This window comes from Sagittula marina (genome assembly GCF_014196795.1).
GTDB classification, from domain to species: domain Bacteria; phylum Pseudomonadota; class Alphaproteobacteria; order Rhodobacterales; family Rhodobacteraceae; genus Sagittula; species Sagittula marina.
Map to the genome: position 1 here is coordinate 67,369 of NZ_JACIEJ010000013.1, position 12,602 is coordinate 79,970.

At 60.6% G+C, this 12,602-nt stretch carries 17 protein-coding genes; 13 read left to right on the forward strand and 4 right to left on the reverse strand.

Annotation, left to right across the window (positions count from 1 at the left end):
• Positions 1 to 24 precede the first annotated feature (24 nt).
• From GGQ68_RS20385 to GGQ68_RS20425, 10 genes are all read left to right on the forward strand, one after another.
• Positions 25 to 492, forward strand: a complete 468-nt coding sequence (locus GGQ68_RS20385; RefSeq protein WP_221235658.1) for a DUF411 domain-containing protein — start codon at positions 25 to 27, stop codon at positions 490 to 492.
• 66 nt (positions 493 to 558) lie between these two features.
• Entirely contained in the window at positions 559 to 693 is a 135-nt protein-coding gene (locus GGQ68_RS24650; RefSeq protein ID WP_009503829.1) for a hypothetical protein, read from the forward strand.
• Positions 694 to 895: 202 nt separating this feature from the next.
• Positions 896 to 1,273: a c-type cytochrome gene (locus GGQ68_RS20390; RefSeq protein ID WP_240558221.1), complete on the forward strand. Its 378-nt coding sequence runs from the start codon at positions 896 to 898 to the stop codon at positions 1,271 to 1,273.
• Positions 1,270 to 1,866: a DsbE family thiol:disulfide interchange protein gene (locus GGQ68_RS20395; protein ID WP_183969241.1), complete on the forward strand. Its 597-nt coding sequence runs from the start codon at positions 1,270 to 1,272 to the stop codon at positions 1,864 to 1,866. The genes GGQ68_RS20390 and GGQ68_RS20395 overlap by 4 nt, the downstream gene beginning before the upstream one ends.
• The gene (locus tag GGQ68_RS20400) at positions 1,863 to 2,375 is read left to right on the forward strand and encodes a TlpA family protein disulfide reductase (RefSeq protein WP_066010346.1); all 513 of its coding nucleotides are present in this window, start codon (positions 1,863 to 1,865) and stop codon (positions 2,373 to 2,375) included. Before GGQ68_RS20395 ends, GGQ68_RS20400 begins: the two co-directional genes overlap by 4 nt.
• A gap of 82 nt (positions 2,376 to 2,457) precedes the next feature.
• Complete coding sequence (locus tag GGQ68_RS20405) at positions 2,458 to 2,739, forward strand: hypothetical protein (protein ID WP_183969243.1); 282 nt, start codon at positions 2,458 to 2,460, stop codon at positions 2,737 to 2,739.
• A gap of 40 nt (positions 2,740 to 2,779) precedes the next feature.
• Positions 2,780 to 3,052: a hypothetical protein gene (locus GGQ68_RS20410; RefSeq protein ID WP_071974092.1), complete on the forward strand. Its 273-nt coding sequence runs from the start codon at positions 2,780 to 2,782 to the stop codon at positions 3,050 to 3,052.
• A 60-nt stretch (positions 3,053 to 3,112) separates the two neighbouring features.
• Complete coding sequence (locus GGQ68_RS20415; protein ID WP_203595585.1) at positions 3,113 to 3,808, forward strand: SCO family protein; 696 nt, start codon at positions 3,113 to 3,115, stop codon at positions 3,806 to 3,808.
• Positions 3,805 to 4,296, forward strand: a complete 492-nt coding sequence (locus tag GGQ68_RS20420; RefSeq protein ID WP_164193029.1) for a hypothetical protein — start codon at positions 3,805 to 3,807, stop codon at positions 4,294 to 4,296. The genes GGQ68_RS20415 and GGQ68_RS20420 overlap by 4 nt, the downstream gene beginning before the upstream one ends.
• Positions 4,296 to 5,033 carry a cytochrome c biogenesis CcdA family protein gene (locus GGQ68_RS20425; protein WP_183969336.1) on the forward strand — a complete coding sequence of 246 codons (738 nt, stop codon included), beginning with the start codon at positions 4,296 to 4,298 and terminating at the stop codon, positions 5,031 to 5,033. The genes GGQ68_RS20420 and GGQ68_RS20425 overlap by 1 nt, the downstream gene beginning before the upstream one ends.
• A gap of 100 nt (positions 5,034 to 5,133) precedes the next feature.
• Here GGQ68_RS20425 and GGQ68_RS20430 read toward each other — a convergent pair whose 3' ends face one another.
• From GGQ68_RS20430 to GGQ68_RS20445, 4 genes are all read right to left on the reverse strand, one after another.
• Complete coding sequence (locus GGQ68_RS20430) at positions 5,134 to 5,898, reverse strand: MauE/DoxX family redox-associated membrane protein (protein WP_183969245.1); 765 nt, start codon at positions 5,896 to 5,898, stop codon at positions 5,134 to 5,136.
• A 22-nt stretch (positions 5,899 to 5,920) separates the two neighbouring features.
• Positions 5,921 to 6,793: a DUF305 domain-containing protein gene (locus tag GGQ68_RS20435; protein WP_183969247.1), complete on the reverse strand. Its 873-nt coding sequence runs from the start codon at positions 6,791 to 6,793 to the stop codon at positions 5,921 to 5,923.
• A gap of 165 nt (positions 6,794 to 6,958) precedes the next feature.
• Positions 6,959 to 7,345, reverse strand: a complete 387-nt coding sequence (gene cueR, locus GGQ68_RS20440; protein ID WP_183969249.1) for a Cu(I)-responsive transcriptional regulator — start codon at positions 7,343 to 7,345, stop codon at positions 6,959 to 6,961.
• Positions 7,346 to 7,363: 18 nt separating this feature from the next.
• The gene (locus GGQ68_RS20445; RefSeq protein ID WP_183969251.1) at positions 7,364 to 9,871 is read right to left on the reverse strand and encodes a heavy metal translocating P-type ATPase; all 2,508 of its coding nucleotides are present in this window, start codon (positions 9,869 to 9,871) and stop codon (positions 7,364 to 7,366) included.
• 140 nt (positions 9,872 to 10,011) lie between these two features.
• Between GGQ68_RS20445 and GGQ68_RS20450 the strand changes: the two genes are divergently transcribed.
• The 3 genes from GGQ68_RS20450 (at position 10,012) to GGQ68_RS20465 (ending at position 12,591) form a co-directional block, all read left to right on the forward strand.
• Positions 10,012 to 10,212: a heavy-metal-associated domain-containing protein gene (locus GGQ68_RS20450; protein WP_183969253.1), complete on the forward strand. Its 201-nt coding sequence runs from the start codon at positions 10,012 to 10,014 to the stop codon at positions 10,210 to 10,212.
• Positions 10,213 to 10,906: 694 nt separating this feature from the next.
• On the forward strand, positions 10,907 to 11,128 hold the full coding sequence (locus GGQ68_RS20460) for a hypothetical protein (RefSeq protein ID WP_221235659.1): 222 nt from the start codon (positions 10,907 to 10,909) through the stop codon (positions 11,126 to 11,128).
• On the forward strand, positions 11,128 to 12,591 hold the full coding sequence (locus GGQ68_RS20465) for a TolC family protein (protein WP_183969259.1): 1,464 nt from the start codon (positions 11,128 to 11,130) through the stop codon (positions 12,589 to 12,591). Before GGQ68_RS20460 ends, GGQ68_RS20465 begins: the two co-directional genes overlap by 1 nt.
• Positions 12,592 to 12,602: the final 11 nt, after the last annotated feature.

A 12,602-nucleotide genomic window follows, 5' to 3' on the forward strand; every position in this document is an offset into this window, starting at 1 on the left:
ACTCACACACTTAGGACCATGAAAATGAATGAACCGATAAAGAAGATACTTGGATTTGCCAGCCTCGGCACGGCAGGTGCCGTCGCCGTCCTTGCGATGAGCCTGAATGCCGCGCCTGCCGCGGCGCAGGAGGTCACGCTCTATAAGAACCCGCAATGCGGATGCTGCGAAAGCTACGCGGATTATCTGCGCGAGAACGGTTTTACGGTGGAGGTGAAGCCGACCCACGATCTGGCGCAGATCAGCCGCGACGCCGGTATTCCGGACGACTTCCAAGGCTGCCATACCACTTTTGTAGGGGACTACGTCATCAGCGGTCATGTGCCGATTGGTACCGTCAACAAGCTGCTTGAGGAGCGTCCGGAAATTGCCGGTGTGACCCTGCCAGGCATGCCGTTGGGGTCGCCGGGTATGGGCGGCGCAAAACAGGAGCCGTTCAAGATTTACACCGTCGAGGAAGGTGTGAGCCCGACCGTATATGCGGTCGAATGATCAATCGCGCGGTCTGGTGCGAACCCGTGCCAGACCGGTTTCAAGGGAAAACAAAGGATGGAATGCATGATGATGGACGGTGGAATGATGGGCGGCGGCATGATGATTGCGATGGGCCTCGTCTGGTTGCTGATCGTGGGTGTGCTGGTGCTCGCGGCGATCGCCTTGGTCAAATACATCCGCTCGGACAGCGGAAAATAGAAATGTGCCAGAATGCGGATTGAGGGTGCCAGCAGCGGCGATAGCCTGTTGTCGATGGGGTTGGTCTGGGCGCTTTGCGTCCTGCTTGTCCTGTCGTCGCTCGCGGCACTCATCGTCCTCTGTAGGTGGCTCGTAACAAGAAGGCGGAAACTAAGTGAAAAACACGATTAGGCTCTCGGCTGTCCTGCTCGCCACAACGGTTTTGCCGGTTGCGGCGCAGAGCGACGTGCGCATGGGTGAGCGCCTCTATCAAGAGAATTGCGCCAGTTGCCATGGGGCGAACCTAGAGGGGCAGCTAGATTGGCGCTCCAGATTGCCGAACGGAAGGTTGCCTGCCCCACCGCACGACGCCTCCGGCCATACCTGGCATCACCCCGACCGCGTATTGTTCGACATCGTGAAACGCGGACCGGCGGCGATTGTCGGGAACGGGTACGAAAGCGACATGCCCGGATATGAGGATGTGCTGACAGACGATGAGATCACGGCGATCATCGACTACATCAAGAGCACATGGCCCAACCGGATCCGCGCGTCGCAGGAAAGCCGATCCCTTGCCGATGAGCAGGCGCAGCCATGACGGAAGAGGTCGAGAGAAATGCCGACCCTGTGTCGCGACGCAGAATCTCCGGGTTCGTGCTGGTGCCGCTGATAGCTTTTGCCCTCATGGTCCTGTTCGGTTGGGGGCTTTTCAGGGGTGGCGACGACTTGCCGTCGGCACTTCTCGGCAAACCCGTGCCCGACTTCGCGCTGCCCCCGGTGCTCGGCCGAGAAGAAGGTCTTTCGACGCAGGACCTGATCGGACACGTGTCACTGGTGAACGTCTTCGCCTCGTGGTGTGTGCCCTGCCGTGCCGAACACCCGTTGTTCATGGAGTTGAGTGCAACCGGTGAGGTGCCGCTCTACGGAATCAACTACAAGGACCCGCCCGATCAGGCGCGCGCCTGGCTCGACGAGTTGGGTGATCCCTACGCGCGCATCGGGGCCGACATCAACGGACGCGCCGGTATCGAATGGGGCGTCTATGGCGTGCCCGAAACCTACGTCATCGCGCCCGACGGCATCATCGCCTACCGCCATGTTGGTCCGATCACACGAGCAATCCTGCAGGAAACGCTGCTGCCGATCGTCCGTGACCACAAAACCCAATCCGCCAAGGAGAAAACGCCATGAAAAATCTGAAACCGGCGCTGATCGCCTGGGCACTGTCCGTCGGCGCGGCTTTCGCGACACCGCAAGGGTTTGCACTTCACGACACCCCGCAACCTGTCGCCAATGTGCGCTACGAGAAAGATGACGGCAGCCGCGGAGACATGGAAGATTTTCGCGGCAAAGTGATCCTCGTGAATGTCTGGGCAACCTGGTGCGTCCCCTGCCGCGAAGAGATGCCGACGCTCGATGCGCTTCAGGCGGAACTTGGCGGCGACGACTTCGAAGTGGTTGCCCTTTCCATCGACCGGGCCGGATCACAAATCGTTCGGCGTTTCTACGACGAGATCGGTGTCACCAATCTCAATATGTATGTCGACCAGACCATGCTTTCGATGACCGCGCTGCGCACCGTTGGCCTGCCGACGACGATCCTGATCGACGCGCAGGGGCGGGAGCTCGGGCGACTGGTCGGCCCGGCCGAATGGGATGATCCCGAGATGGTGTCCTTTTTGCGAAGCTTTATTGAATGAATCCCAGCAAAAGTCCACTGCTCACCCTTGACCTTCCAGTTACTGGAATGACTAGCTTTTAATCATCGAAAGGACTTTCTGGATGACCGAAATATCACCTTCCAACATTGCGGGTGCCGCCAACATCGAAAGCGCAGGAAATTGGCCCAGGTGGTTGACGCGCAGACGATTGCTGTTCGTCGGTGCGGCAACCGTGATGGGGGGCGGCATGGCCATGAACTGGGGATGGCTCACCGCGATCGGGCTCGCGCCTGTTCTGGTCTCGCTGGCCCCCTGTGCCGCGATGTGCGGCCTGGGTCTGTGCATGAAGGGCGGGTCTGGAAAGGGATGCTCCAACTCGCCGGACGGGGCGTCTCCCGACTGAGTTCTTTCGATAACCACACGATCAACCCAAGGAGAAAACCATGAGAAAAACACTTACAACTTTCGTCGTTGCGACGGCCCTTACCGCAAGTGCATTTGCCGTCAGCGCCCAGGAACAGACCACGCCGGAAACGGGCGAAATGATGCAGAATGAGGGGGCCATGCAAGGCGGCATGATGGACGGCGACATGATGGGCATGATGAAGATGATGGCCGAAATGAAACCCATGATGGAAGCCTGCACCGAGATGATGGCGTCCATGACCGAGAATATGGACGGCGGCATGATGCCGTCGGAAAAGTCTGACGGCTAGATTTGCCCAAATGCCTGTCGGTCAACGGATCGGCAGGCATTTATTGTAAGGATACAAGAATTGACAGCACTGACACGGCGCGCCGCTTTAGCGATACTCGCGGCCACGATTTCGTCTCCGGCCTTCGCCAATCATCCGGGGGAAAACCTGGATGCGCGCATGTTCGAGATGGAGCCCTACTTCCAAGCCATCGATGCAGCGCAGGCTCCGGGTTTCGAGCTGCAGGATTCCGAGGGGAATCCCGTGCGCCTGTCGGATTTCAGCGACAAGGTGGTCATCCTTCATTTCATCTATGCCAACTGCCCGGATATCTGCCCGCTCCATGCGGAAAAGATCGCGGCGGTCCAGGCTTCGATCAACGACGGGCCGATGAAGGAGCTTGTGCAGTTCATCTCGATCACGACCGATCCTGTGAACGACACGCCAGACGTGTTGCGCGATTACTCGGACCGGCATGGGCTCGATCCAAGCAATTGGGTTATTCTAACCAAACGTCCCGATCAGACTGAAAATGCAACGCGCGTTCTGGCGCGGGACTATGGGCTGGAGTTCACGATGACCGCCGACAGCGACATGATGATGCACGGAGCGGTCACCCATGTTGTGGACATCGGCGGGCGGTTCGCTGCAAAATTCCATGGCATGGACTTCAAGAACGTGAACCTGATCCTCTATGTCAGCGAGTTGATCAACAACGCCCAGCATCGACGCCGGGAGCCCAGCTGGTGGGACCGGCTGACAGGTGTGTTTCAATGAGTGTCGTCGCGACTGGCGTCAGGCTGTCCTCGACAGACGGAATTTCCCTGACAGCTCTGCGTCGGTATTTTGCGGTGATCATCCCGGCCAACTTGATCTGGGAGTTCGCGCATATGCCGCTCTACACGATATGGAACGAGGGCACCTGGGGTGAGATTGTCTTCGCAGCCGTCCATTGCACGGGTGGCGATATCCTGATCGCCATGAGCGCGCTGATGCTTGCCCTCATGCTGTCGGGCCGGGGCTGGCCCCTGGTCGCCTCGACGCGGCGGTCTGTGACCGTCCTGACGGTGGTGTTCGGGCTCGGATACACGCTGTTCAGCGAATGGCTCAACATCGTGATCCGCGCCGCCTGGGCCTATTCGGACCTGATGCCAATCATTCCGGTCCTCGATGCGGGCCTGTCACCTGTGTTGCAATGGATCGTGGTCCCGCTGGTCGCGTTCTGGTGGGCCGTGTGGCCCTTCAGCACCGAGCGTGACGCGTGATGGACATCTCCGGCATCGGCATCTTCGCGGCCTTCCTGGCGGGGGCCATTTCGTTCCTGTCGCCTTGCGTCCTGCCGCTTGTGCCGGGCTATGTCTCGTACATCGCAGGGCAGCCGGATTTGCGCATGACGCGGTCGGCCGGCTTGCGGGCGCGCGCCGGGGCGCTCGGGTTGAGTGCCTGCTTTGTCTTGGGCTTTTCGACGGTCTTCGTCGCACTTGGAGCCGGGGCCAGCGCGCTCGGATCGCTGCTGCTGACATGGCGCACCGAGCTGAATTATTTGGGCGGCGCGATCATCATCCTGTTCGGTCTGGTCATGCTGGGTGTCTTTCGACTGGAGGCATTCTCCCGTGACACCCGGTTCAATCTCGATATTCCCGGCGGTCGCCCGCTCGGGGCCTATGTGCTGGGGCTTGCCTTCGCTTTCGGCTGGACGCCCTGCATCGGTCCGATCCTCGGGGCTATCCTGACGCTCAGCTCGACCTCGGGCGGCATGTCGGACGGCATCTGGCTGCTGACGATTTATTCCGCGGGGCTGGGGGTGCCGTTCCTGTTGGCGGCGCTGTTCACCGACGCCATCGCCGCGCGGGTCAGGCAGATCGGCAAGGCCGGTCGCTGGCTCTACAAGGGCGCGGGTGTTGCCATGATCATCATGGGCATTGCCATCATGACCGGGCAATTGTCACGGTTTGCCTATTGGTTGCTGGGGACGTTTCCCTTTCTCGCGACGATCGGGTGACGAATCTCGAACCAGCTCTAGGTGTGATGGCTGCTGTGTGGGGATCATCTCCGCCACTCAATGTCATCCACGCCGCGCGCCCGTAGAGGTCGCGGGGTCGTCAGCCGATCAGGTAGACCCGGATCGGCATCCAGATACCCATGACCATCATCATCAGGTTCTCGGTGAGCGAGACGAACCCTAGTGGCACGTTGCTGTCGCCCCCGACGCAGGCGCATTTCAACTCGCGCTTGTCGATGTACACGGCCTTGAAGACCGAAACCGCGCCGACGGTGCCGATGAACAAGGCCACGGGTGCCGACAGCCAGGTGAGCGCCCCGGCGACCATGAGGATACCGGCGAAGGCCTCTCCGAAGGGATAAAGATAGCCGTAGCGCACCCAGCGGCGCGCCAGCAGGTCGTAATTCAGGAACATGGTCGAAAAGCTCTCGACATCCTGAAGCTTCTGCACTGCAAGCAAGCACATCGAGATCGAGACGAACCATTCCAGTGCGCGCAGGCTGAGGATGGTTCCAAAGCTGTACCATGACAGGCCGAGCGCCATCAGAAACGCGACGGCAAAGATCGCGATCACCGGCTGATAGGAGGTGTCCGAGCGCTCGCTTTCCGGCGCGTCGAGGCCGAAATGGACCCGCAGATCGTCGTAGCCGCCAATCCGCTTGTCGCCGATCCAGGTCTGCGGCGTGGTCTCGACCCCGTGCTTTTCCATGAAGGCATCGGTTTCCTCACGTGTCGTCAGGTGATGATCCTCGACCTCGTACCCTTCCCGTTCAAGCAGGTCTTTGGACTTGAGACCATAAGGGCAAAGATGATCCTGCATGACCATCCGGTAGAGTTGGGCTGATTTCGATGCGTCTTTCGGCATGGTGTTTCCTCCAGTTTCTGGTTCAGGCACCGCAACCGTAATATCCGCGATACCCTGCACGCAGACCGGACCCAAGTTCGAGAACGAGATCGGCGTCCTGCATTTCGCCACTATTTGCGTCCAATGTGCCGGGTCCGCTCGGCGCGCTCAACGCCACTGTCATGCCTTCCGTGCCCCAAGTGCTTCCGGCGTCGCCAGCCTCCAGCCGCACCAGATCGCCGCTGATCTTGGCGAGAGCTACACTCCCACCGTCGATGCGGCCCACCGCCAGCGCAGGCCTGCTTGTGGTGGTGTAGGTGAACGTGCACGCGGCGCCGCCGGGAAACATCTGCGCAATGTCCTCCGAAGTAAGAAATTCGAGGTCGAGAATGGCGACTTCCGGGGTTGATAGCGCCTCGTCGAGGCTCACGATCTGCGCCGGTCCGCTTTCTGACTGTGCCGGACTGTCACCGTTGGCGTCGATATCGTTCACCAGATAACGCATCTCGGCGATTTCCTTGTCCTGCGCATAGATGATCTCATCCGCCAGCTTGCGCACGCGCGGGTCCGAGATATCGGCGCGGCTGGAGGTCATGATCGCGATCGAGTGGTGCGGGATCATTGCCCGCATGTAGCTGGTGTCGCCCACCGTCACTTGGCTGCGGACCAGCCAAAGCGAGGCGGCAAAGACCACAGCGGCACCGATGAAGATGGCGGCGTTAGCCATCTTGCTGGAATACATCGACAGCATGAAGCCCAGCATGATGATCGCCATGGTGGCACCCATCAGGAGAGCCATGTAGGCCCGCGTTTCCGACCAGAACACATGCGTCCAGAGGTAGGTATTGAGATACATCAGACCGAACATGACGACGGTAGATGTGGCGATCATCGCGAAAAAGCGGCCATATGACATGAAGTTGTCCTCTCTCGAAATCGTGAAGTCTAAAGGTGGAACAACTTTCCCGCGCTGGAATGTTCCGAAATAGCTGCAGCCAGTCGCACCTTATGGGTGGCGCTGCCCGCTGCGGGACGTATCTAAGCCCGCTTAATCCGCTGCCCTGGCGGTCCGGGTCTTATCCTATTCCATCGCCAGATCTGCGAGAATCGGACAATTAGGCCTGTGATCGCCAGCGCAGGCATCGACAAGGTGCGACAACGTCGCGCGCATCTCGGTCAGTTCTGCGATTTTCCGGTCGATCCGGTCGAGGTGTTCCTCGGCGATCTGCTTGACCTCCGCGCTGGCGCGGTCGGTATCGGCATAGAGTTTCAGCAGGCTCCGGCAGTCCTCGATGGTGAAGCCAAGCGCACGCGCTCGCCCGAGAAACGCCAACTTGTGGACGTCGCTCTGCCGAAAGCTGCGATAACCGTTCGCGCTGCGCAGCGGCTCGACCAGCCCGATGTCCTCGTAGTAGCGGATGGTCTTCGCAGGAAGGCCGGACAGGTCGGCCACGTCTCCGATATTCATGATCGTTTTCTCCTTGTTTCATTCCGCCGGGAGGGGGGACATGCGGGGGGCAGTCGCGGCCTTCGCCGCGTCGTCCATCGCCGGGCGGACACGGCGCAGGCGCAGCGCGTTCGTCAGTACGAAGACCGAGCTGAGCGCCATTGCCCCAGCCGCCAGCACCGGCGACAGCAGCAGGCCCGCTACCGGGTAGAGCAGCCCCGCCGCCACCGGAATGAGGGCTACGTTATAGCCGAAGGCCCAGAACAGGTTCTGGCGGATGTTGCGCATCGTACGCCGCGACACTTCCAGCGCGTTGACCACGCCGCGCAGATCGCCCGACATCAGCACCACGTCGGCCGATTCGATGGCGACGTCGGTGCCGGTGCCGATGGCGATGCCCACGTCCGCATGGGCAAGCGCGGGCGCATCGTTGATGCCGTCGCCGACAAAGGCGATGTGCTGGCCCGTGCCGCGCAGATCGTCCAATGCCGCGACCTTGCCATCCGGCAGCACACCCGCGATCACATGGTCGATGCCGGTCTCGCGCGCGATGGCTTCTGCCGTCTCGCGCTTGTCGCCGGTGATCATGGCAACCTTCAGGCCCAGATCGTGCAGCGCCCGGATGGCCGCCGCGCTGGACCGCTTCACCGGATCGGCCACGGCGATGACGGCGGCAACGCGTCCGTCGATGGCGGCGTAAAGCGCGGTGCGGCCCCGTTCGGCCAGGCGGCGCTCGACGTCAGACAGCGCGCCGATCTCCAGCCCTTCGCGCGTCATCAGTCGGTCGGCGCCCACCAGCACGTCACGGCCCGCGACTTCGGCCCGGACCCCGTGGCCCGTGATGGAGGTGAAGTTCCGCGCGTCATGCCGTACCACTTTCCCGGCCTTCGCCGCACGCAGGATGGCCTCGGCGATGGGGTGTTCGGATTGCGCCTCGACTGCTGCTACCAGCGCCAGCACCTCGGCCCGGTCAAAGCCCTCTGCCAGCACCAGATCGGTCAGCTCGGGGCGGCCTTCGGTCACCGTGCCGGTCTTGTCCAGCGCCACGACATCGACTGTCGAAAGCTGTTGCAGCGCATCGCCCTTGCGGAACAGCACGCCCATTTCCGCGGCGCGCCCCGTGCCGACCATGATCGAGGTCGGCGTGGCCAGCCCCATCGCGCAGGGGCAGGCGATGATCAGTACAGACACACCCGCCACAAGGGCATAGGAGAGCGCGGGGGACGGGCCGAGCACGAGCCAGACCAGTACCGTCACCGCGGCAAAAGCCATGACCGCCGGGACGAACCACAACGTGATCCGGTCCACCATCCCCTGGATCGGCAGTTTGGCGCCCTGCGCCTCTTCGACCATGCGGATGATCTGGGCCAGGGTGGTATCCGCGCCCACGCGGGTCGCGCGGAAATGGAAGGCGCCGGAGCCGTTGACCGTCCCTCCCGTGACGGGATCGCCCGCCGATTTGGCAACCGGTACGGGTTCGCCGGTGATCATGCTCTCATCGACACGGGCACTGCCTTCGGTCACCTCGCCATCAACGGCGATCCGCTCTCCGGGTCGCACGAGCAGCATATCGCCCGTGGTGATGCGTTCGATGGCAACATCCTGCGGTTCCCCGTCCACCAGCACGCGGGCGGTTTTGGCCTGAAGGCCCAGCAGCTTCTGGATCGCGGCGCCGGTTCTGCCCTTCGCGCGTGCCTCCAACCAACGTCCCAGCAGGATCAGCACCACGATGACTGCCGCCGCCTCGAAATAGACCGCACGCGACCCTTCAGGCAGCAATGCAGGCGCGAAAAGCGCGATGAGAGAATAGAGGTAGGCGGCAGAGGTGCCGACAGCGACAAGGCTGTTCATATCCGGCGCGCCCTTGAGCAACGCAGGAAAACCGCGCGTGTAGAAGCTGCGCCCCGGCCAGAACAGGACCACCGTTGTCAGGCCGAATTGAATCAGCCAGCTTGCCCGGTGACCGATCGTGTCGCCGATCAGTCCATGCACTCCGGGGATCAGATGCGCGCCCATTTCCAGCAGAAACACCGGCAGGGTGAGGGCCGCCGCCAGGGCGGTCCTGCGGGCCAGCATCCGCGCCTCTTCATCCTTCCGGACACTCGTGTCTTCCGCCTCTCTGTCCTGCGGCAAGGTCGCGGGATAGCCTGCGTCACCCGCCGCCTTCAGCAGGTCTGCAACCGCAACCGAGCCTTCGAGATACGTTACCGTCGCAGTTTCCGAGGCCAGATTGACGTTCACGGCCAGCACGCCTGGCACCGCCGCCAGCGCCTTGTCCACCCGACCGACGCAGGACGCGCAGGACATGGAGGCCACGTTCAGGCGAGTGCTCTGCTTACGGGCCGGATAGCAAATCTCTTCCAGCTTTTCGACGATGTTCGAAATGCGCTCTGGCGCGTCGATCTGCGCCTGAGCGGTTTCGCTGGCGAGGTTGACTCGAACGTCGCTGACGCCCGGCAGGCCGGAAAGCCCACGCTCCACCCGCCCGACGCAAGAGGCGCAGGACATGTTCTGCAGGGAAAGTCGAAGGGTATGCGAATCCGACATGGGTGACTCCTGATCCTGGTTCTCCGAGAGATAAGGGTTCCATTCACTGGAAGGTCAACAGGTGCATCGAGGAATTTTTTCGGGCATTGACCTTCCCATAGGGGAACGCCCTAGATAGCAGCAGCAAGAAGGAGATCGTGATGATCAGGTTCAGCGTGCCGGACATGAACTGCGGACATTGCACCGCGTCGATAGAGAAGGCCATTGTGACGATAGACCCACACGCGACTGTCACCTGTGACCTGACTGCGCGTTCCGTCGAGGTAGATAGCGCATTGGATGAAAGCGCTCTGAAGGCAGCGATTCACGATGCGGGCTACGGATCGGAAAGACTGAGTTAGTCCCGGCACTTCCTGTCATTACTGAAGTACTCACTACCATTTTCGCGTCTTCTGTCTGAATGGTGAACGTTGCTATGTACCTATTGCGCAACAGTTTTGAGCGCACGCAGCGAGAATTCGCCTGCCTCGCTAGAATGTGCCAAACCTTCCCGCGCTGTAAGCGTTGACTAATTTGTCAAAACGTCCAAGTTGCCATTTATGAGAATGCGTGTCGCCACTTCGGTATGGGTGAAATTCCTCACTTGCTTCGCTTTTGCGTTGGCATTGGTTCTGTCTCCACCTTCTGCGGCACACGCGGTCTCGGGAATGCATGATGGTCAGCATTCTGGATCGATCAGCTCCCTTCTCAGCAAACCGACAGCTGGTCAGGGAATCGATATCCACGCCGACCACATGAAACGTCCGGCGACAGTTGACGTGGATGACATATCCTCCGACATGGGTGAAACAGAGCAACAATCAAATCAGTGTTGTAACGGAATATGCATTTCTGTCGTCATTCCAGACGCAGACTTGGTATTCCCGGATCCTATTGCTGCGAAAGAATATATGATCCTGAGCGGTCAGACGCATTCCGTCGAAACATCAGGGTTTCTGCGGCCCCCTCGATTCCTGATCTGAAACGGCGCCCAATCCGGGTGTGAGCCTTGCGCAGACTCTGCGTGAGACATCGTTCATCAATCAGGTTACCTTCATGAAAATTCATCTACTTATGGGGGCCTCGGCCCTCGGGCTCGGCGCATGCGCCTATGAGCCTACCCCCTTGCCCTCCATTGCGACACAACAGGCTGTCGTTAACGCGACCGTTTCGTCTCCGATCAGCTATCAAGATCCATTGGCTGGCTACACCTATCGTGGTCCGACCGGCCCCCGTGATTGGCGGTCTGTCAATCAAGAGCAGACGGAGGGCAACTGATGCGGGCATCTAAGATTCCGCTGGTTCTTGGCTTTCCACTTTTCTTGGGCGCCTGCGCTACCGCAGTACCGGGAATCTACACCGAACCAAAGGCCGGTTTTGCCAATGTGGCCAGCCAGATCACGCCAGCGATCGGCAAACGGACCGTGTTTGCGGAAACGCAAGCCGAAAACGAAGCGCTCAAAAAACAGGTGCACAGCATGGTGCATCAGAAGACGATCTCGGCCGATACGGCGGTTCAGGTTGCGTTGCTGAACAATAAGGGTCTGCAAGCGTCTTACGCCAATGTCGGCCTCTCGGCCGCTGAGGCTTGGCAACAATCGACGCCGGAAAACCCGATCGTCTCAATTGGTGTCTTGGGAATCGGTGCGCCTGAGCTCGGTGCCTACAGGGCGATCGAAGGGCTGATCCGGTCGAACGTCCTCGATGCCACCACGCGCAAACAGCGCATGGCCATTGCTGATGCAAGCTTCCGGCAGGCTCAGCTCAATGCCGTGAACGACACACTTGCACTGGCCAATCAGACGCGAAAGGCATGGGTCGATGCAGTCGCCGCCTTCGAGGCAGTGAGCTATCTGCGGCGCGCGAAAGCGACCTCTGACGCCGGCTCGGAACTGGCTATGCGGTTGGGCGAGACCGGCGCACTCAACAAAGCTGGGCAGGCCCGCGAACAGGCATTCAATGCCGAACTGGCGGGGCAACTTGCACAGGCACGATTGAACGCCACTCGGTCCAAGGAGGCTTTGACCAGGTTGATGGGTCTCTGGGGCACCGAAGTCGATTACTATGTGCCAGATGCCCTTCCTGCACTGCCGCGTTCTGTCGGCCGTGTGACCGACATCGAGGCCAAGGCGCTCCGAAACCGGGTGGATCTCCGTGTTGCCAAACTTGGCCTGGAAGCGCAGGCCAAGGCGTTTGGGCTGACCGATCAGACCCGCATTGTCAGCGATCTTGAGTTCATTGCCGGGTTCGAGGCGGAGCGGGAAATTGAGGACGGAGAAACGGAAACCGTGACCACCCCTCAGGTGGAAGTGGAGTTCGCGATCCCGATCTATGACACCGGCAAGGCCCGGATGCGCAAGGCGGAATTGTCTTATCTACAAGCGGCCAACGTGCTCGCAGAGAAGGCCGTGAACGTCCGGTCCGAAGCGCGCGGTGCTGAGACTTCCTATCATGCCGCCTATAAAATCGCGCGCCACTACCGCGACGTTCTGGTGCCGCTACGCACGACCGTCGAAGAAGAGGGTTTGCTGTCTTACAACGGCATGATCACCAACACTTTCGAGCTGCTGACTGATGTGCGCGAGAAACTTGGCGCATCCCTGGAAGCGGCAAACGCAAAACGCGAGTTCTACATGGCACAGGCCGATCTGACCGCCGCGATCTATGGCGGCGGCGAAGGCGGCGGTGGTGCTGGTGGAGAAGGCGCAACGCTTGCCGCCGGTGGCGGCGCAGGACACTGAAAGGAACTGAC

What these genes read in the sequence shown, in the direction of transcription:
- GGQ68_RS20445 (WP_183969251.1), bottom strand. Translation starts at nt 9,871, where the DNA reads ATGTCGGATTCGCATACCCTTCGACTTTCCCTGCAGAACATGTCCTGC.
- GGQ68_RS20435 (WP_183969247.1), bottom strand. Translation starts at nt 6,793, where the DNA reads ATGTCATATGGCCGCTTTTTCGCGATGATCGCCACATCTACCGTCGTC.
- GGQ68_RS20410 (WP_071974092.1), top strand. Translation starts at nt 2,780, where the DNA reads ATGAGAAAAACACTTACAACTTTCGTCGTTGCGACGGCCCTTACCGCA.
- GGQ68_RS20385 (WP_221235658.1), top strand. Translation starts at nt 25, where the DNA reads ATGAATGAACCGATAAAGAAGATACTTGGATTTGCCAGCCTCGGCACG.
- GGQ68_RS24650 (WP_009503829.1), top strand. Translation starts at nt 559, where the DNA reads ATGATGATGGACGGTGGAATGATGGGCGGCGGCATGATGATTGCGATG.
- GGQ68_RS20430 (WP_183969245.1), bottom strand. Translation starts at nt 5,898, where the DNA reads ATGCCGAAAGACGCATCGAAATCAGCCCAACTCTACCGGATGGTCATG.
- GGQ68_RS20425 (WP_183969336.1), top strand. Translation starts at nt 4,296, where the DNA reads ATGGACATCTCCGGCATCGGCATCTTCGCGGCCTTCCTGGCGGGGGCC.
- GGQ68_RS20405 (WP_183969243.1), top strand. Translation starts at nt 2,458, where the DNA reads ATGACCGAAATATCACCTTCCAACATTGCGGGTGCCGCCAACATCGAA.
- GGQ68_RS20395 (WP_183969241.1), top strand. Translation starts at nt 1,270, where the DNA reads ATGACGGAAGAGGTCGAGAGAAATGCCGACCCTGTGTCGCGACGCAGA.
- GGQ68_RS20465 (WP_183969259.1), top strand. Translation starts at nt 11,128, where the DNA reads ATGCGGGCATCTAAGATTCCGCTGGTTCTTGGCTTTCCACTTTTCTTG.
- cueR (WP_183969249.1), bottom strand. Translation starts at nt 7,345, where the DNA reads ATGAATATCGGAGACGTGGCCGACCTGTCCGGCCTTCCTGCGAAGACC.
- GGQ68_RS20400 (WP_066010346.1), top strand. Translation starts at nt 1,863, where the DNA reads ATGAAAAATCTGAAACCGGCGCTGATCGCCTGGGCACTGTCCGTCGGC.
- GGQ68_RS20460 (WP_221235659.1), top strand. Translation starts at nt 10,907, where the DNA reads ATGAAAATTCATCTACTTATGGGGGCCTCGGCCCTCGGGCTCGGCGCA.
- GGQ68_RS20420 (WP_164193029.1), top strand. Translation starts at nt 3,805, where the DNA reads ATGAGTGTCGTCGCGACTGGCGTCAGGCTGTCCTCGACAGACGGAATT.
- GGQ68_RS20450 (WP_183969253.1), top strand. Translation starts at nt 10,012, where the DNA reads ATGATCAGGTTCAGCGTGCCGGACATGAACTGCGGACATTGCACCGCG.